General features: G+C 34.1%; 17 protein-coding genes and 1 pseudogene. 8 read left to right on the top strand and 10 right to left on the bottom strand.

The window, feature by feature from the left end:
* Positions 1 to 75 precede the first annotated feature (75 nt).
* The 3 genes from ACNQGH_RS13235 to ACNQGH_RS13225 form a co-directional block, all read right to left on the bottom strand.
* Positions 76 to 1,626: a MauE/DoxX family redox-associated membrane protein gene (locus ACNQGH_RS13235; protein WP_417956487.1), complete on the bottom strand. Its 1,551-nt coding sequence runs from the start codon at positions 1,624 to 1,626 to the stop codon at positions 76 to 78.
* 112 nt (positions 1,627 to 1,738) lie between these two features.
* On the bottom strand, positions 1,739 to 2,659 hold the full coding sequence (locus tag ACNQGH_RS13230) for a helix-turn-helix domain-containing protein (RefSeq protein ID WP_417956486.1): 921 nt from the start codon (positions 2,657 to 2,659) through the stop codon (positions 1,739 to 1,741).
* Positions 2,660 to 2,698: 39 nt separating this feature from the next.
* Positions 2,699 to 3,085, bottom strand: a complete 387-nt coding sequence (locus ACNQGH_RS13225) for a DUF7793 family protein (protein WP_417956485.1) — start codon at positions 3,083 to 3,085, stop codon at positions 2,699 to 2,701.
* A 222-nt stretch (positions 3,086 to 3,307) separates the two neighbouring features.
* Between ACNQGH_RS13225 and ACNQGH_RS13220 the strand changes: the two genes are divergently transcribed.
* From ACNQGH_RS13220 to ACNQGH_RS13195, 6 genes are all read left to right on the top strand, one after another.
* Positions 3,308 to 5,740: an aminotransferase class I/II-fold pyridoxal phosphate-dependent enzyme gene (locus tag ACNQGH_RS13220; protein ID WP_417956484.1), complete on the top strand. Its 2,433-nt coding sequence runs from the start codon at positions 3,308 to 3,310 to the stop codon at positions 5,738 to 5,740.
* A gap of 291 nt (positions 5,741 to 6,031) precedes the next feature.
* Positions 6,032 to 6,877, top strand: coding sequence for an RteC domain-containing protein (locus tag ACNQGH_RS13215; RefSeq protein WP_417956604.1), 846 nt, complete (start codon positions 6,032 to 6,034; stop codon positions 6,875 to 6,877).
* A 257-nt stretch (positions 6,878 to 7,134) separates the two neighbouring features.
* On the top strand, positions 7,135 to 7,428 hold the full coding sequence (locus tag ACNQGH_RS13210) for a helix-turn-helix domain-containing protein (RefSeq protein WP_417956483.1): 294 nt from the start codon (positions 7,135 to 7,137) through the stop codon (positions 7,426 to 7,428).
* Between the two features lie 107 nt (positions 7,429 to 7,535).
* Positions 7,536 to 8,981, top strand: coding sequence for a DUF3945 domain-containing protein (locus ACNQGH_RS13205; RefSeq protein WP_417956482.1), 1,446 nt, complete (start codon positions 7,536 to 7,538; stop codon positions 8,979 to 8,981).
* Positions 8,982 to 8,987: 6 nt separating this feature from the next.
* Positions 8,988 to 11,078 carry a type IA DNA topoisomerase gene (locus ACNQGH_RS13200; protein WP_417956481.1) on the top strand — a complete coding sequence of 697 codons (2,091 nt, stop codon included), beginning with the start codon at positions 8,988 to 8,990 and terminating at the stop codon, positions 11,076 to 11,078.
* On the top strand, positions 11,068 to 11,955 hold the full coding sequence (locus ACNQGH_RS13195) for an ORF6N domain-containing protein (protein ID WP_417956480.1): 888 nt from the start codon (positions 11,068 to 11,070) through the stop codon (positions 11,953 to 11,955). The genes ACNQGH_RS13200 and ACNQGH_RS13195 overlap by 11 nt, the downstream gene beginning before the upstream one ends.
* Before the next feature lie 921 nt (positions 11,956 to 12,876).
* On the opposite strand, the gene ACNQGH_RS13190 is transcribed toward ACNQGH_RS13195, so the two are convergent.
* The 5 genes from ACNQGH_RS13190 to ACNQGH_RS13170 all read right to left on the bottom strand — a co-directional run bounded on the left by ACNQGH_RS13190 (position 12,877) and on the right by ACNQGH_RS13170 (position 14,081).
* On the bottom strand, positions 12,877 to 13,050 hold the full coding sequence (locus ACNQGH_RS13190; RefSeq protein WP_417956479.1) for a helix-turn-helix transcriptional regulator: 174 nt from the start codon (positions 13,048 to 13,050) through the stop codon (positions 12,877 to 12,879).
* Entirely contained in the window at positions 13,047 to 13,205 is a 159-nt protein-coding gene (locus ACNQGH_RS13185) for a hypothetical protein (protein ID WP_417956478.1), read from the bottom strand. The genes ACNQGH_RS13190 and ACNQGH_RS13185 overlap by 4 nt, the downstream gene beginning before the upstream one ends.
* Positions 13,195 to 13,332, bottom strand: coding sequence for a type II toxin-antitoxin system RelE/ParE family toxin (locus tag ACNQGH_RS13180; protein WP_417956603.1), 138 nt, complete (start codon positions 13,330 to 13,332; stop codon positions 13,195 to 13,197). The genes ACNQGH_RS13185 and ACNQGH_RS13180 overlap by 11 nt, the downstream gene beginning before the upstream one ends.
* A 118-nt stretch (positions 13,333 to 13,450) precedes the next feature.
* Positions 13,451 to 13,783 (bottom strand): HepT-like ribonuclease domain-containing protein, encoded by a 333-nt coding sequence (locus ACNQGH_RS13175; protein ID WP_417956477.1) that lies wholly within the window; start codon positions 13,781 to 13,783, stop codon positions 13,451 to 13,453.
* Positions 13,752 to 14,081 carry a nucleotidyltransferase family protein gene (locus tag ACNQGH_RS13170; protein WP_417956476.1) on the bottom strand — a complete coding sequence of 110 codons (330 nt, stop codon included), beginning with the start codon at positions 14,079 to 14,081 and terminating at the stop codon, positions 13,752 to 13,754. Before ACNQGH_RS13170 ends, ACNQGH_RS13175 begins: the two co-directional genes overlap by 32 nt.
* A gap of 178 nt (positions 14,082 to 14,259) precedes the next feature.
* On the opposite strand from ACNQGH_RS13170, the pseudogene ACNQGH_RS13165 reads away from it, so the two are divergent.
* A pseudogene (locus tag ACNQGH_RS13165) lies at positions 14,260 to 15,155 on the top strand (IS982 family transposase).
* Between the two features lie 298 nt (positions 15,156 to 15,453).
* Here the strand turns inward: ACNQGH_RS13165 and ACNQGH_RS13160 are convergent.
* Both ACNQGH_RS13160 and ACNQGH_RS13155 read right to left on the bottom strand, forming a co-directional pair.
* Positions 15,454 to 15,810, bottom strand: a complete 357-nt coding sequence (locus ACNQGH_RS13160) for a helix-turn-helix domain-containing protein (protein WP_417956475.1) — start codon at positions 15,808 to 15,810, stop codon at positions 15,454 to 15,456.
* Between the two features lie 5 nt (positions 15,811 to 15,815).
* Positions 15,816 to 16,109: a type II toxin-antitoxin system HigB family toxin gene (locus ACNQGH_RS13155; protein ID WP_417956602.1), complete on the bottom strand. Its 294-nt coding sequence runs from the start codon at positions 16,107 to 16,109 to the stop codon at positions 15,816 to 15,818.
* Between the two features lie 423 nt (positions 16,110 to 16,532).
* Between ACNQGH_RS13155 and ACNQGH_RS13150 the strand changes: the two genes are divergently transcribed.
* Complete coding sequence (locus ACNQGH_RS13150; protein WP_417956474.1) at positions 16,533 to 16,793, top strand: hypothetical protein; 261 nt, start codon at positions 16,533 to 16,535, stop codon at positions 16,791 to 16,793.
* Positions 16,794 to 17,649 lie beyond the last annotated feature (856 nt).

The raw sequence follows: 17,649 nt of genomic DNA, 5'->3' as shown, positions 1-17,649 counted from the left end.
TTAAAAATTAACTGTTTATGATCTACTCTTTTCTACAGGTTTTCGATCGACTTCCTGACACCGCGCAGTATATTTTTATTGCTTTATAGCATGTAGTAATGGGGATCGTAATTTGAAATCAGCAGGTGCATACCCTTTGGTATGCAATCGGTAGGTAACGATCTTATGACCAATCAATGCGACCACTAAATCATCTTTTACCTGAAAATATTCCATTTTTTTTTGATCCTGATTATCAATATAAAAGCTAAAGTCATATCGCTTATGCAAAAAATCATAAACATCAATAATAGAAGCTGTACGCCACATTTCTTCAGGTTCATACAATCCCATTAAACCCGCATTAACAAAAAGGTAATTCCCATAAGTCGCAGTACCTCTATTGACCAATAGCGGTGGGGCAGAAAGCTTGCTTTGTTTTCTGGAATGAATATAAGCTACTTTAATCTGGGCACGACTGATCGTATCAATAGTATGTTCCACATAATCTAGGTCCAAATGCGAATCAGTAATAAGATATTGGTTGCGATAATAGTACGTATAAATAACTTTCTCTAGCTGCTGGTTGTACAAAAGCATCCCGTCAGTATCAAAGAGTCCGTCAATTTGACTTTTTAATAAATTGTCAGCTAATTGTACTTCATTAGTACTGGTAATCTTTAAGGTACCTAAAACATTTTTGTGCTTTGTACTACTGACAGCACGAAAAACAAATGTTTGCGAATCAATAGGCTCAATCAGTGAAAAGTACACCTTACCATACATCTGCAACGAAGCTTTCCAGTCTTGGATATTCCCTTTAAAGATACAGGGGACTGTGCCGTCCATTACATAAAAATAAGGGGGCTTTACCCTAACCTGAACCCTCTGAAAAGGTAGATTTTCTGTTGAAAGTTGTATTATAAATCGCTGTTGATGTTGTAAGGCAGTATCCACAACCAAAATATTTAAAGGGGCAGTCACATTGCCCAGATATATTTTCCCATTGTCGATTCCGGCTATATAATACGAGTTGAATTGGAGATCCATTTCATGCGTTTTTACAATCGGATGGTGCGGAAAACGGCGAATAAAATTGTTGCGATGGTGAATAATGTCTTCTGATACTACAAAAAGTAAAATCACAACGGCAATACTACCAAGTAGGGCTAATGAAAAAATACTGGCAAGAGCAGCGGGCTTTAAAATTCGGCGTCCCCCAGAAACGCCACCGGCCAATAACAAGATACCCGCTGCCGCCAATAGTACAAACACACTATTAAACACCAGATGTTGCGTCCAACTCATCTTCTCCAATATACCTCCACAGGAACATGGAATAAAGGAACTAAAATTTAAAATGATAATGATGTAGCTTGTAAACATAACCATCAGACTGAACGCTACAAATAGTGCAAAAAAGCGGAGTCTCGGAAATAAAAGCAACGCCACAATTAGGAGCTCAATTATTGGAACCGCCCATGATACAAAACCGGTGAAAGCGCTTAACATGGGTGACTGTCCCAACTGCACTTGGAAATTTTCAAAATCTAGTAATTTGCTAGCCGCAGCATAGACAAAAAGCAAAATATAAAGAAGGCAAATAAACTCTAAAAACAGGTTTTGTATTTGGGTATTCAATCTCATAGCTTCATAGATTTAAGTTCCACAAAGCAAAATTCTGAATTTCAAAACAATAACTCTTGTCTTATCGGGAGTAAAACTTGACCAAAACGGAGAAAGTTTGAAAAACTAAAATTTAACCTTCCGGTAGAGAAGTAAAACTGGTTTCATTTCGCTTCATTTCGTATGGCGAAAAACCAAATCGTTTTTTAAAGGATTTTGAAAAATTGGAATAATTGTTAAAACCATTCATCACCGATATCTTTTTCAAAGGCATCGTAGTGTGTTCAATCATAAAATAAGCTCTTTTCAAACGTTCATCATTATAAAACTGGTAAATACTAGTCTTAAAAAAATGACGAAAACCATCTTTTAATTTATGATCATTTGTGCCAAATTCACAAGAAAGTACTTTTAGTGACGGAAGCGGTTCTTCAAGATGCGCTAATATATAGTCATAAAGTTTCTGAATCAAAAGTGCATCTGCTTTTCGAGTTTTATTATGTTTCTCGTTTTCATTTTCGTATGCCAAAGGTCTATAGGAATCTTGACGGGCAGGAGTAACAAGATTTAATATAATTTCCGAACGATTAACTAACTTTCCAATACTACAAGAAACTGAAACAGGTAAATGTTCTTTAGGTGTGAAATCTAAAGCAATAGTTGTAGGCAATGAAACGCTTGCATCAAGTACGTCATGTAGTTGTTCCAAAGATGCTGTAGTAATAATGCCCCCCAAAGGTAGGTCTATCAACTCAGATTCCGAATAACCTAAAAAGTAAGTAACTTCAGGAGTAAAACTTTTGATTAAAAAAGAGAGATCCAAAACAAATGTGCTTTGGGCTATAAATTGATGTGTCCTATGGGGATTAACGTAGCCGACATGAAAAATCGACTCTTTTATTTCTTCTGCAACCATATTAATTAAAACAACTAGCGTTTCCAATTCGTCCTCATTGGAACTTAAGGGAATGTGACTGTTAAAATTGCCACGTGCCATCTCAAATAACATTTGATGTATTGTAACAATACGTTCTTCGTTGTACGCTTTTTTCATAAGATTCAACTCTTAATTCTTCTTTCTGTAAACTAAATCCTAAATAATAAACCCTTTCAGATAAACCAAAGCGTCGTCTTCTTCAGTAAAAATTTGAGTAGGTACAGAGGGCCTGCTAATCTGTAAATAAAAAGTACTAATTGTCAACAATACTTTCTCGTGCACAATAAGACCAACGGCTTGTGTCAATATAGACCCAGATTGTGCCAAATAATCTCTACCTGATTTCTTAGTGGCAACAATACCTCGAATATCACACAGAACGGGATAAGATCTTTCGTTTTGAAAATGAATTCTATCGGTTACAACACACTGAGCTACCTTAAGATCAATAATAGTATTGGGTTTATATTCAAAAAAAAGAATACCATCGGTTATCCAAAACCGGGCAAAATCATTCTCATAAAGATCATGGGCTGCAATCATGTTCTATGAATTAAAGTGTTGTAATTCAACAAAATTATAAATATTTACTAATAGAGCCGTTGCTAATTTGGGATTATTTGTTGCAATTTGGTGTTTTAGTTGTCAATTCGGGACTTTGACTTGTCATATTGGGAGTATTGAAGTATTAGATGAAATAACTTTCATTTTTTATAGTGACTTTTAGAAATCTATTTTTTAATAATACCTAAAAAGAACTAACCAATGGCAAAAATCAAACACAACAACTTCATTGATACAGTAGATGAGGTTTTATCAGGAGCTAAAAAAGAAGGTGTTTTGCACTTATATGCAGAAGACAAAGTTCTAACAGGCAGGACAATCCAAATTAAGGGAAAAGAAATGTTTCATTTCGGTACAACAGGCTATCTGGGACTCGAACAAGACCCCCGACTGAAGGAGGCCGCGATAGCAGCCATACAAAATTATGGCACACAATTCCCTCTTTCAAAATCTTATATTTCACATCCGCTTTATAATGAACTAGAGCAAAAAATAGAATTAATGTATGGGATACCACCAATTATAACCAAGAACAGTACATTAGGACATTTAGCTGTTATTCCGACACTCATAAGAGATGAAGATGCTATAATCATGGATCATCAGGTACATTGGAGTGTACAGAATGCCTGTCAGCTCTTAAAATTACGAGGAATTCCGGTAGAAATGATCAGGCATAACAATTTGGAAATGTTAGAAGATAAAATCAAACAACTAACCAGCAGACACAATAAAATTTGGTATATGGCTGATGGGGTATATTCCATGTTTGGTGATTACGCTCCAATTCCGGAATTATTGGCTTTGACTCAAAAATATAGACAATTAAACCTTTATTTTGACGATGTTCACGGTATGAGTTGGCGAGGTAAAAATGGAACCGGTTTTATTTTCGACGCGATTAAAGAACTACCTGAAAATTGCATTGTGGTAAGTACATTGAGTAAGACTTTTGGAGCCAGCGGTGCAACAGTATTTTGCAAGAATCAAAAACTGAGAGACAAAATTAAAAATTTTGGTGGGCCTCTAACTTTTTCTGCTCAATTAGAACCCGCATCTTTGGCAGCTGCAATTGCTTCAGCAAACATCCATTTATCTCCTGAAATAGAATTGAGACAAAAAGACTTAGCTGATAAAATCGGCTATTTTAACCAATTGTTGTCAGAGGGAAACCTTCCCATAATTTCAAAAAATGATTCACCAGTTTTCTTTTTGGGGATGGGTACACCCATAATGGCATATAACTTTGTGCAACGTTTGTTCAAGGAAGGTTTTTTCCTGAATTTGGGAATTTATCCTGCTGTGCCTATCAAAAATACAGGGATTAGAATTACGCTATCCAGTCACAATCAACAACAGGACATTATGGCCTTGGCCGAAGCAATGGAATATCATTTTCCTAAAGCTTTGGAAGAAACCAATAATAATGAGAATAAAATTAGACAAGCTTTTGGGATAGGTAATGGAAAGGTTCAAAAGATTTCAGAATCAAAAGAGCAGGAACTCTTTATCGTAGAAAAAAATACCATTCAGGATATCGAAAAATTAGAATGGAATCAATACATGGGGAAACAAAATATTTTCGATTGGGAAGGACTGCTTTATTTAGAAAAAACATTCACCCAGCATCCGGATTCAACTAACCAATGGGATTTTTACTATTATACCATTAGAGACAGCAAAGGCAACATTATACTGATGACTTTTTTTACCCACGGACTTTGGAAAGATGATATGCTGGCAACTGAATCGGTCTCTATTCATTTAGAAGAAACAAGAAAAACAAATCCTTTATACCTTACCTCAAAAGTATTGAGCATGGGTTCTTTATTTACAGAAGGTAAACACTGTTTTATCAATCAAGAACATCCTTTAGCTGCAAAAGCATTAAAATTATTATTAGATAAGGTAGAAGAAAAATATAATGCCTTAAATGCTGATATGTTGGTTTTAAGGGATTTTGAAGAAGGTAATAAGTACAATAAAACAGTATTAGATCAAGGTTATTTCAAAATAGACATGCCGGAATCCTGTGTGGTACAAAAACAAATATGGAATAGTAATGAAGAATTTGCCAATGGGTTGTCGCCTCGATCACGGAAACATTTCAATAAAGAGATAGAACCTTATGAAATATATTATGATGTTGTAATAAAAGACAGATTAAGCAGATCCCAAATGGCAAGAGCTTACCAACTCTACAACAATGTAAAAGACAATAATTACGCTATCAACACATTCCGATATACGCAAGATGTTTTTGAGAATATGAATGAAAGCCCCAATTGGGAGTTTATTGTTTTAACATTGAAAGCAGAAATTGAAAATCTATTTGTAGGGGTTATGTTTTGCTATAAAAATAGCCATCATACCTATGTCCCGGAATTAATAGGGATGGATTATAAATGCGCAAAAGAATACCAACTCTACAGGCAATTATTGTTTCAAACCATAAAAAGAGCCAATGCTTTAAAGTTTCAAAAAATAGACTTTGGAGTCTCGGCATCTTTTGAAAAAAGAAAATTAGGAGCCAAAATAATTCCAAAAGTAGCCTACATTCAGGCAAGAGACAATTACGCAATGGAATTTATGAATACTTTGCAAAACGATTACAAATCAATTGCAAAAGAATGAAAACATATTGACAACTAATATTAAAAAAAATGTTTAAAAAAACGATTGAATCATTTAATGTTGCCTGCAATGAAATTCTTGAAGCAAACAAAACAACTCTCAATAAGAGAGGTAGCGGAATAACACTGTGTTACAAAACATTAACGAATTTAAAAGAGATAGTAGATAAAAAAGATTTTTAATAGCGTTCCTGAAGAGGATGATGCACGGTCAGTTGATTGAAGATTTAAAACATTCTTAAAAATATGGAATACAAATGGAATACTTATTCACATTAATATGACTAGTATGATGCAGTCCACTTACAAAGATGCTCTCTACAGTATCCTGAAAAAAGAGCAGGAAATCAGCTTGGAATCAGTGCATGTAATAGATGAATCGTATCGTATGACTAAATTCCTTCAGGATTTATTATCAGGTATGAAAAACCATGTTTTGGAGCATCATTTTACAGATGAAAATGAAGAAATTGAATTCTTCAGAATCATAAAACCGCAAATACTGGGTAAGTTAATCTATTATAACAAGATGTACAGAATAGAAACCTCTTGTCCAGTAAGTACGGGAAAAATGTATTATAAATATTTTTCCGGTGAATTACAGCAGCTAAAGCAGGAATATAAGGAACATATTTGCAATTCTGATTTTTACCGGTATTATCGTTCTGGACGAACTGACAGGGATCACGATTTTTTTAAATTGGGGAAGATAAATCTTAATACTGGCCTTAACAGTTTTATCTTTGAAGTTGACACCCAATTCTCTACTTATTATGATTACAAAGTTTCCCGTATTATAGCAGATGAACTGCTTTATAATTATTTGATTATCAAAATCAATCCCGTTGACAAGCCGGGTATGGCTTTACACAATGCCGAATCCACCAAAGATGTTTTCTGGACAGAATCCAAAAATGCACTGATAGAATTGATTTATGCTCTTTACGCATCCGGAGCAATTTCTAATGGTAAGGTCGGAATCCGTAAAATCAGTTTAGTTTTCCAAATATTATTCCGTACCCAACTAGGTGATATACACCATGCTTTCCATCGTATGAAAGACAGAACCAATAATAGAACTTTATTTTTAGATCAACTCAAATCTTCATTGGAGCAGTATATGGATAAAGATTTATAATAAGTGGCATAACCATTCTCAGTTAAAAGCAGTGTTTTAAAAACACTGCTTTTTTATTATAGTTGCCCATATCTACCCATTGGTAAAACTCCTTCTGTAATAAAATCTTTCTTGCTACAGAATAGGGGACCTCTTGAAAAACTATTAATTATATGCTTTTTGAGAAGTTTAAAAAACTTCAAGTTCAATTGGCTAAGCTTGGCAGAATATATTACAAATGCTTTCCAACTTTGTATAAATGATTAAAACATATTTATATGAATATTGATAGAATGGAATTTATAGCATGGATGGAACGCATCATGGATCGTTTCGATATACTAGGTGAACGTTTGGAGAATGTTCAAAAACAGAAGAACTCTATTGACGGGGAGGAATTATTAGACAATCAGGACCTTTTTATGATACTAAAGGTAAGTGCCCGCTCTTTGCAGCGTTATCGCTCTTCTGGCAAGCTCCCTTATTACACAATCAGTGGCAAGCTGTATTATAAGCTATCAGACGTACACCAATTTATCAGAGAAAGTTTTTCGGCTCCTGTTAGAAAATAGATTGCGACAATCTCTGCCAAATAAAGCCTGACAGGGACATAAAGAGTATATACGTTTGATCTTGATTTACTTTCGAACATACTTTAACAAAACTGAAAAGTAAGATTATGAGTGAACAGAATAAAATAAAAAAGCCCATCCAGGAACAACTAACAGATATTCTGTTAGTATTGGACAAGGAAAAAATGAAAATAGTGGCTGTAAAAGGAGTTGATAAAGATGGAAAGTTAAAAACGGTTCCAGCTGACAAAAAAAATCAAAACCAATTTATGCGTGTGGACAAACATGGCGATGTTTTTTCAAACTTCTTTGCCAACTTTTTCAGCCAATTAAAGAATCCAACTCATTTCTCATTCTTTAAAGTTCCAGCCTTCGAAGCAATTGATACGGCTAAGGAAATACAGAAGAATGTAGACACACCAACGAAAGAAGGTGAAGCGTTCCTGACAAAACTTGAAGTCAAGGAACCAGTAGCACATAATCAAGAAAATCAAAAAAATATGGAAACAACACAAACAACTCCTGAAGCAAACGAATATCGTTTTAAACCAGAACAGATTGATTGGGAAACAATGAACAATTTGGGACTGAGTAAAGAGAAACTCGAAAAGATGAATCTGCTTGAACCTTTACTTAAAGGCTATAAAACCAATGAGCTGGTTCCCATCAGCCTTAATTTAGGGACAGCTATTACCCGCATGGATGCCCGTTTATCACTTCAATCCTCTGAAGACGGGAAAGTGGTTATGGCAATTCATGGCATTCGAAAAGAGCCACAATTGAATTTTCCTTTTTTCGGACACGAATTCAGCAAGGAAGACAAAGACAATCTCCTTAAAACGGGCAATATGGGTCGTGTTGTGAATCTTACCAATCTCAAAACAGGAGAACAGATTCCTTCAATCATCAGTGTGGATAGGCTGACCAATGAATTGGTAGCCCTTCGTACCGATAAAATAAACATACCGAATGAAATCAAAGGGGTAAAACTGAACGAAGAGCAAAAACAAACCCTGCTGGAAGGCAAACCACTTTATATTGAAGGGATGATTTCTAAGAAAGGAACTGCGTTTGATGCAACCGTACAATTCAATGCCGACAAACGTTTTGTAGAGTTCTTGTTTGACAGGAGCAACACCAATAAACAGACTCAAGGCAGTCAGCAAACCCAATCGCAGGAAGCTCCGAAAACTTTTAGAGATAAAGAGTTGGATAATGAGCAATATCAAAAGTTCAAAGACGGGCAGACTGTTTATGTTAGCGGATTGGTGGATAAGAAAGGCAAGGAATATAATGGTTACATCACTTTCAACAAGGAAACCAATAAAACAGACTTCTCTTTCCAAAATCCAAATAAGATCAAAGAACAGGTGAAACCTACTGAAGCCCATAAAATACAAACTGCGGTCAATTCGGAAGGAAAAACCAATGAAGCGACCAAGAACATCAAAGAGCCTTTACAATCAGGGCAAACAAATCCCGATAACAAAAAACAGCAGGAGCAACAGGAAGCACCCGAAGCAACTACAAAGTCCAAAGGACGCAAAATGTAATGTGTGATGAAAGTAGTTATTGCAGAAAAACCGAGTGTAGCAAGGGAAATAGCCATTCTGTTAGGAGCCACTGAAAAAAAAGAGGGTTATCTCATAGGTAACGGCTATTGTGTTACTTGGGCTTTCGGTCATTTGGTAGGTTTAGGCATGCCTGAAGATTATGGAATTTCCGGATTTCATAAAGCCTCCCTGCCTATATTGCCTAATCCATTTTTATTGACAGTACGAAAAATTAAGAAGGGCAAGATTTATTTGGCCGATATAGGGGCTTTAAAGCAACTAAAAATCATTGAACAGGTCACAAACCGCTGTGATAGTATTATTGTAGCGACGGATGCAGGGCGTGAAGGGGAATTAATCTTCCGCTACATTTATGAATTCCTGAACTGCCAAAAGCCATTTCAACGTTTATGGATTAGTTCATTAACGGAAAAGGCAATCCGGGAAGGGTTTGATAATCTTAAGCCAGGAGCCGAATTCGACGGATTATACAACGCAGCACAAGGCAGAAGCAGGGCGGATTGGCTAGTAGGCATTAATGCATCACAGGCTTTGAGCATTGCCGCAGGAAATGGCGTATATTCTTTGGGAAGAGTACAGACACCCACACTAGCATTGATATGCAGGAGATATCAGGAGAACAAAAACTTTTCCATTCAGACCTATTGGCAAGTGCAATTGGATCACCAAAAAGGATATAGCAATTTTAAAAGTCTTTCCAAGAACAAATGGGAGAATAAGAAACTAGCGGAAGATACCCTAAAATCCATCCAGCGCAGTGGAATTGCTGCCGTTACTTCCATAGAGAGCAAAACGGTTACAGAGCAACCTCCCTTACTGTTTGATCTGACTGGCTTACAAAAAGAGGCCAACATAAAATTAAATTTTTCTGCAGAGGAAACCCTTTCCATTGCCCAAAACCTTTATGAAAAAAAGTTCATAACCTATCCCAGGACTGGTAGCAAATATATTCCTGAAGATCTCTGGCAGGAAATTCCCAATCTGTTAAAAGCATTGGAACATCATAGCTCTTTCAAAGATGTCGTTTCCAAGGTGAAATGGGGAAGATTAAATAATCGTATAGTCAATGATCTTAAGGTAACGGACCATCATGGATTGTTGATAACCGATAAGGTTCCTTCAGCATTATCAGCTAAAGAAAATGCTATTTATGAAATGATTACTTTCCGTTTGTTGGAAACAGTTTCGCAAGCCTGCTCAAAAGAAATAACTAATGTTATTTTACAGGTATTGCATCATGATTTTACGATGAAAGGATGTAAAATAATTGAGCCAGGATGGAGAGCCATTAGGGGTAATTTTTCAGATGACAATGAGGACACGATACAGGATTTTCCGGAGCTTCAAAATAATGATGAATTAAAAATCAAAAATGTTGTCGTACTGGAAAAGAAAACCAAGGCTCCTGTTTTATACACTGAAGCCGGATTATTATCTGCCATGGAAAATGTTGGAAAAGAAATTGAAAACGAAGAAAAGCGAAAAGCTTTACAGAACATAGGAATCGGGACTCCAGCAACACGGGCGGCAATTATTGAAACCCTTTTTAAAAGAGACTATATCAGAAGGGATAAAAAATCCCTTATCCCTACGGAAAAAGGGATGCAGGTATATGAACTGGTCAAAGACAAGAAAATTGCTGATGCGGCTATGACCGCAGAATGGGAACTGGCTTTGCATAAAATTGAAAGTAACGAAGCAGATGCCACGACATTTCAAAAAGAAATGGAAAACTATGCAACTTCAATTACACAGGAATTATTAGCCTTATCCATCGTATCCGAAATAATCCCAGACCTTGCTTGTCCGAAATGCAAAAAGCAGCATCTATTAATCAGGGATAACATTGTCAAGTGTCCTGATGTCCTTTGCAATTGGATTCAGTTCAGAAATATATGTGGTTTGCAATTGAATGTATCGGATTTGGAGTATCTAATCAGAAACGGAAAAACCACCCTTATTAAAGGAATGAAAAGCAGATCTGGAAAAAAATTTGATGCCTATATCGTTATGAATGAAAGAGCGGAGACTTACTTTGAATTTGAAAAAACAAAAAAGAGAAATAATGAACAATAACGCCAAGCTGTCTCAGCAAAAAATTGAACCTCTTATTTATACAATCCGCAACAAGCAGGTCATGCTGGACAATGACCTTGCCAAAATCTATCAGGTAGAAACTAAGGTGTTTAATCAGGCAATCAAAAGAAACACTGATCGTTTTCCTGAAAACTTCTGTTTTCAGCTTACACAAGATGAATTTGACCACATAAACTTGAGGTCACAGATTGTGACCTCAAGTTCAGGACATGGAGGAAGGCGTTACCTGCCGCATGTATTTACTGAACAAGGAGTCGCTATGTTATCTGCCGTTTTGCGTAGTAATGTTGCAATAAAAGTCAGTATTGAGATTATGAATGCCTTTGTCGAAATGCGAAAGATATTAATCAGTAATACAGCCCTGTTCTCGCGTTTGGATAAAATAGAACTAAAACAGATAGAAGCTGATGGAAAATTTGAAGAAATTTTCAAAGCGTTAGAAAGCGGAAAACTATATAGTGATAAAGGGATTTTCTATAATGGGCAGGTATTTGATGCTTATGCCTTTGCATCCGATATTATACGCAATGCTCAAAAATCTATTATCCTAATTGATAATTATGTGGATGATACTGTACTTACGCAACTAGGAAAACGTAAAGAAAATGTTTCTGTAACAATTTATACCAAAAACATCAGTAACCAATTAAAGCTCGATATTCAAAAATACAACAGTCAATATCCGCCTGTTACCATTATAAAAATGACCGATGCTCATGATCGTTTCCTATTGATTGATCAGACTGAATTATACCATATTGGTGCATCCTTAAAGGATTTAGGTAAAAAATGGTTCGCCTTTTCCAGAATGGATATAGAACTTAGTAGGATGCTCGAGTTACTCAAGAACTGCTGACAGCCATTATCCGGAATGACAAAAGATACCAACTAAAGTTGGGATGTAACCATTCTTCAAAAGCCATTCAAATTGTTCTAAATTTCGGAATTTATTCGGGCAGAGCCACTAGTAAACAAGGCCTTTACAGATTGTAAGGGCTTTGTTCGTTTTCTGGTGGCAATAAACGGTATGGGGAATAAGTTGAAAATTTGATGTTTCCAATATTACAAAAGTTAATAACCTACAAACAAACACTTTAATTTCTTTAATGGAACAAAATTTTAATAATAATTTCCATTCCAAGGGGAGAATTCCAGAAATAAAAAGTAAATTTGCTCTCAATCATATGGATTATAACGTTCTTTAAAACTCAATAAGTTTCATGCAGGAACTTTTTTAAGAGATTGAAAAGAGATTGATAATTGTGGCACATTCGTGGCACTTTTAATCTCGGAAATAAAAATATTAGTGTTTATGAAGGTTAAAACCAATAGGTTCGAACCCCTCATCGCCCACCATAATTTACAAACCTCCAAAGTCATTTGATTTTGGAGGTTTTTTATGGTTCGAAAAATTGAGTGTTATTTATCTAAAACCGTCAAATGTCCATAGTTACTAGTAATAAGCGATTCGAACAGCGTAACGTATTTTTAATAATTATTTTGAGTAATTTAAACTCTAGGTTGGCGTATACAATTTGGGTTTAATTTAGAAATACCTTTAGTTCAAGGTTTAGGAAAGGCACTTATATACTTTATTTAGTAAATCCAACTTTATTATCAATAATTGAATCCCTAACTTTCTCCCCCTGCTACAAGTGGCTTGGGACTAAATCAAGCCCATTTTTCGATTATTTCTAAGCTCCCGAATACAAAACCATTTTCTCATTAAGCCAATTGCCTAAATCACTTGTAGTAGCTATTGGCGGGAGTAGCTTTATTACGCAATCTTTATGTTGTTATTCAGTAATTCTACGTTGAAATTTACTTTTGCTTTTAAAGCACTGAAAACTCTTAATATTGTTTCAACGGTCACATTTGTAGTGTTGTTTTCAAGTTTTGAAATCTGGGCTCTTTGAACGCCAATTAATTTACCTAATTCATCTTGAGTCATATTTCAAGGCGAATTTTTTTGATTAAGTTACCTATGATTTCCATTTGAAGTTCTTGTTCGTAAAGCGTTCTTTTTACGCTTCCATTTTCGCCAATAAATTCATTCTTAATTTGGTCAAAAGTGAACATTTCTAATTCTTTTTCTTTATTTTTCATTTCGCTTAATTTTAAATTCAAAGTATTTTAACCTTATACTTTCCGCTTTTTCAATTTCTTTTTCTGGAGTTTTTCCAGTCTTCTTAATTATTCCGTGCGTTGCTAAAACTAAAGTCTTGAAATCTATTTGGATTTATCGCCTCAATACAAAATAAGTGGTTTGAGACTACATTAAGCCTTCGTTAGACGACCAATGCTTTCCAAATAAAAGTCCAATTTTGGTCAGTTACCTGTAGGCTGTTTTATTAGTTTTGTAAACTTTCGATTTCGGTTTTTAGATTTTCTAAGTGGCGATTTATAATTGCCCAAACTATTGAATTATCAATACTATCATAAGCGTGAACTAAACGATTACGAAAGCCAATAATTTGTTTGTCATTTTCAATTACAATTTCAGATTCAATCTGTCTTAATTTATTTAAAGCCTCTCCGATAATTACCAATTGCCTTTCGACGGCACTTTGAGTTTTTCTATCTTTATCATAAATATTAAAATCTGTAATTTCAATAGTAAATTCGCGAATTAAGTTTATCGCCATTAAGACATCAGAAAGATACTTTTTGCTCTTTTCCGTCATAAAGTAAAATTTTTGTTGAGTCTATATTTTTTCTAAGAATCGGATTTTTAATTGATGAATTTGTCAATAAATCAACTTTTCTTTGAAAAAAATCTTCAAGTTTATCCCAAATATCCATCAAAATTTCTCCACGCTCGATTGGGTCTTCGTTTTCAATTTCGATTAATAAATCTATATCGCTAGATTCATCATTGAAATTTTCAGTCACAGCAGAACCAAAAGCGTAAATGTTTTTAACATTATGACTTTTGCATAAGGTCAAAAACTCTGCTAATTTCATTTGTATTGACTCTTTCATTTTCATTAGGCTAAGATAGTTATTTTTTTTGAAAATTCTTCTTCTATCGTCAACGCCAGCCCGGTCAGCTTACTAACCTGAGTTCGATTAATAATTTTAGATAAAAAAATGCATAAAAAAAAGAATAGTTGTATATTTAAGTTTCTGACATTCAAATATTTAAACAACTATTCCTTTTATGACTAATTTTGATAAAGTTACAGATATTTTCTGTTTGGTTGATGAGTTTTGTAATAATTTTGATAATTACACCAAAAACTTCATCATTGCAAGCCTTCAAAGCGTCCACCAGTAATGTCAAAAAGTGAAGTGATAACAATTACGATTCTATTTCATTTGAGTGGGTATCGCTGCTTTAAACACTTCTATATTTATTATGTTCAGCAGCACATGAAAGATGATTTTCCTAATACCGTATCCTATAATAGGTTTACAGAATTGATGCAAAGTACTATTTTACCGCTCACGATGTTTTTGAAAACTTGCTGTTTAGGTGAATGTACCAGCATTTCATTTGTAGATTCCACACCGATTAGAGTTTGTAAAAATAAAAGAATAAAACGCAATAAGGTATTTAAAGACATTGCACAAGTTGGTAAATCTACAATGGGATATTTCTATGGTTTCAAGTTACATATCTTAATTAATGACAAAGGTGAAATACTAAGTTTTGCAATAACTCAAGCTAATGTTGACGATAGAGAACCCCTGAAAAACGAGAATTTTTTGAAAGATATATTTGGGAAACTCTTTGGAGATAAGGGATATATTTCTAAAGAGTTAACCAAAATTCTCTTTGTTGATGGCATCCATCTCATTACAAGTATTCGTAACAATATGAAAAACAGCCTTATGAATATGTGTGATAAAATAAATTTAAGAAAACGCTCGGTTATTGAAACTGTAAATGATGAACTTAAGAATATGTGCCAAGTTGAACATTCCAGACATAGATCGGTTGGTAATTTCTTCACAAACCTCATTGGTGGATTAATCGCCTACAGTTTCTTCCCTAAAAAGCCTTCGATTGTTTATAACACAATAACTACGAGTCAATTACAACTTTTTTATTAATCGAACTCAGGTTACTAGTAAATTATTTGATTGCTAGTTTCTTCAAATCCTGCACAAAATGGTTCGTAAACGGTCTCGTATGGACCACCATAATTTTAAAAACCTCCAAAGTCTTATGATTTTGGAGGTTTTTTATGATTCGAAAACTTTCGAGTTATTTACATAATCTCTTTAGAACCATATATTTATTGATAAATGGGTTCGAATTGTCTAAGGTCTTTTTAATAATTCAAACTGTAGCGTCGATACAAATCACCGAGAAACTAGCAATGAGAATTAGCTACTATAGCGGTAGTACTTAATATATTTGGACAAGTACATCAGTTGGAATATTTAATTTATCATGCAACTGACGAATCATTTCCAGTGAAAGTTTTCTTTTACGATTCAATATTTCACTTGCTCGACTTTTCAAACCTATAATATTTGCGAGATCAGTTTGATTATAACCCATTTGTTCCATTCTGAATTTAATTGCTTCAATTGGGTCAGGCAAACCGATAGGGAAGTGTTCATTTTCGTATTGGTTAATTAAAATTCCAAGCACTTCAAGTTCGTCGCCTTCAGGTGAACCACTTTTTGCATCAAATATTTTTTCAAGTCTTTCAAGAGCTTGATTATAATCTCTTTCTGTTTTTATAGGTTTAATTTCCATAACGATTAAATTTTGTTAGCGTTAATCTTATCATATTCTGCATGCGTTCCAATAAATCGAATCCAAACCATTTGATAATCATAATTTATTTTCACTATCAACCTGTAATTATTTCCTTTGATATTAAATACAACACGATTGTCAGTCAAAATACTTGCGCTTGGATATTCTTGTTTTATTTCATTTGGACTTTTCCATTCGGCTTTACTAGTTTCCTGGAACCATGATTTTAATTGTTGCTCAGAATCAGCATGAGCTTCCCAAAAATCCCGCAATATTTTCTTCGCAATTACTCTCAAGGTTTGATTTTTTTGACAAAGATAAACAAAAGTTCCCGTATTGGGAAGTGAATTCGGTTTTATTTCGAAGCGCATTAGTGCAATTTTACAGTAATTACTTTGTGGCAAGCTTCTTTAGATCATGCATAAACTGGTTCGTAAACAGTAAGGACCACCAAAAATTTACAAACCTCCAAAGTCTTATGATTTTGGAGTTTTTTTTGGTTCGAAAAATATGGTCTTTTTTACATAAAAAATAAAACACTTGTATTTACTGACGGTAAGAGGTTCGAATTACCTAAGGTCTTTTCAAGAGATTAAGCTGCTAACGTCCTTAGCTGTTGCCAGAAGTCTTTTTTTGTATTTGATTAAAAAAAAGTACTCTTGCAAAAAATTATAACTATATTAGTTGAATAAAAAACAACTTTTTAATCACTAAATATTATGTCAAGCGTTATTTCTAAAGATTTACAGAATTATCTTAAAACTATTGAAACAGAATCTAAAGATGTTTTAATAGATGGATATTTTCATGTTGATTATGTAATCGATGCATTTAAAAAAGGTGAAGAAAATGGAGACCAAAAAGCATTAGAAGATTTAAAAAATAAATTTACTGGAGCTTCCACACAAATGTTTCTTTATGGGATTGATTTAATAAGAAGATTAGAGGAAGAAGGTTACATCCGAGGATTTTTATGTTAATCCTTTTGCTTTTAAATTTTTAGTTGTTACTAATTTAGAAAATACTTTTAATGAGAAATTTATAGAAAAATTTTTTGAAGTATCATTTGAATTACAAAATAAATTTAAAGGAGAATTTGGAATAAATGCTCAATATTTCTTTGTTCAGAGTAATAATTTAAATGCATCTGAATTGAAAGTTGACGGTTTTTTAAAAGTATCAAATGAGCAATAGGGTAGATCATGGTAACCATAATAAAGAATTATCTGAGCAACTTTATACAGAAGGGAAGTTTTTAGATTGGGCTAATACTACAGCTTTTTATTCATCTCTTCACTTTGTTCACAGCAAATTACTTCCCGGGACTTATAGTGGAACTTTGTGTAATAGCATAGAGGATGTTATAGAGTCTTAAGATGTAAAAGTAAACACGAAGCTACTAGTCAATTAGTCCAGGTAGGCTTACCAGAAGTAGCAGCATATTATTCTTTTTTAATGAAAATTTATGTTCTTATATATAGCTGCTAATCTCATACATTAATTTTTCTTATCATAATCCAATTTTAAAAGCCTTCCGATTATAAATCATTTAAAAATACTCTCAACCACCTGTAAAAGATTTTCTCTGACTACTTCATATTCGGGTAATTTATCAGGTTGAATTTGATGTCCTAAACTGTTCTTCCAAGCACCTTTTAAAGCTTTATCACTTTTTGGGTTAATTAATTGATCTGCTCCAGTGAATTCAATATTCTTGAAGGTTCTTCGCCTAAATTAGTGGAAAGTCAAAAAATGACCTAATTTTAGGGCATGGAATTAGACGGATTGGGAGTTTTGTTAGGAGTTAAATCTCCATGGGTTTTAAAAAAGATAGAT

The sequence above is a fragment of the Flavobacterium kochi genome, from assembly GCF_048286715.1.
Classification (GTDB): Bacteria; Bacteroidota; Bacteroidia; order Flavobacteriales; family Flavobacteriaceae; genus Flavobacterium.
This window is presented reverse-complemented; position numbering and strand designations above follow the sequence as displayed.

Excerpts from the sequence above, each read along its gene's own strand:
- ACNQGH_RS13235 (WP_417956487.1), bottom strand. The coding sequence starts at position 1,626 with ATGAGATTGAATACCCAAATACAAAACCTGTTTTTAGAGTTTATTTGC.
- ACNQGH_RS13195 (WP_417956480.1), top strand. The coding sequence starts at position 11,068 with ATGAACAATAACGCCAAGCTGTCTCAGCAAAAAATTGAACCTCTTATT.
- ACNQGH_RS13215 (WP_417956604.1), top strand. The coding sequence starts at position 6,032 with ATGCAGTCCACTTACAAAGATGCTCTCTACAGTATCCTGAAAAAAGAG.
- ACNQGH_RS13225 (WP_417956485.1), bottom strand. The coding sequence starts at position 3,085 with ATGATTGCAGCCCATGATCTTTATGAGAATGATTTTGCCCGGTTTTGG.
- ACNQGH_RS13220 (WP_417956484.1), top strand. The coding sequence starts at position 3,308 with ATGGCAAAAATCAAACACAACAACTTCATTGATACAGTAGATGAGGTT.
- ACNQGH_RS13170 (WP_417956476.1), bottom strand. The coding sequence starts at position 14,081 with ATGAAAGAGTCAATACAAATGAAATTAGCAGAGTTTTTGACCTTATGC.
- ACNQGH_RS13150 (WP_417956474.1), top strand. The coding sequence starts at position 16,533 with ATGTCAAGCGTTATTTCTAAAGATTTACAGAATTATCTTAAAACTATT.
- ACNQGH_RS13185 (WP_417956478.1), bottom strand. The coding sequence starts at position 13,205 with ATGAAAAATAAAGAAAAAGAATTAGAAATGTTCACTTTTGACCAAATT.
- ACNQGH_RS13210 (WP_417956483.1), top strand. The coding sequence starts at position 7,135 with ATGAATATTGATAGAATGGAATTTATAGCATGGATGGAACGCATCATG.
- ACNQGH_RS13205 (WP_417956482.1), top strand. The coding sequence starts at position 7,536 with ATGAGTGAACAGAATAAAATAAAAAAGCCCATCCAGGAACAACTAACA.
- ACNQGH_RS13160 (WP_417956475.1), bottom strand. The coding sequence starts at position 15,810 with ATGGAAATTAAACCTATAAAAACAGAAAGAGATTATAATCAAGCTCTT.
- ACNQGH_RS13200 (WP_417956481.1), top strand. The coding sequence starts at position 8,988 with ATGAAAGTAGTTATTGCAGAAAAACCGAGTGTAGCAAGGGAAATAGCC.
- ACNQGH_RS13230 (WP_417956486.1), bottom strand. The coding sequence starts at position 2,659 with ATGAAAAAAGCGTACAACGAAGAACGTATTGTTACAATACATCAAATG.
- ACNQGH_RS13190 (WP_417956479.1), bottom strand. The coding sequence starts at position 13,050 with ATGACTCAAGATGAATTAGGTAAATTAATTGGCGTTCAAAGAGCCCAG.
- ACNQGH_RS13175 (WP_417956477.1), bottom strand. The coding sequence starts at position 13,783 with ATGACGGAAAAGAGCAAAAAGTATCTTTCTGATGTCTTAATGGCGATA.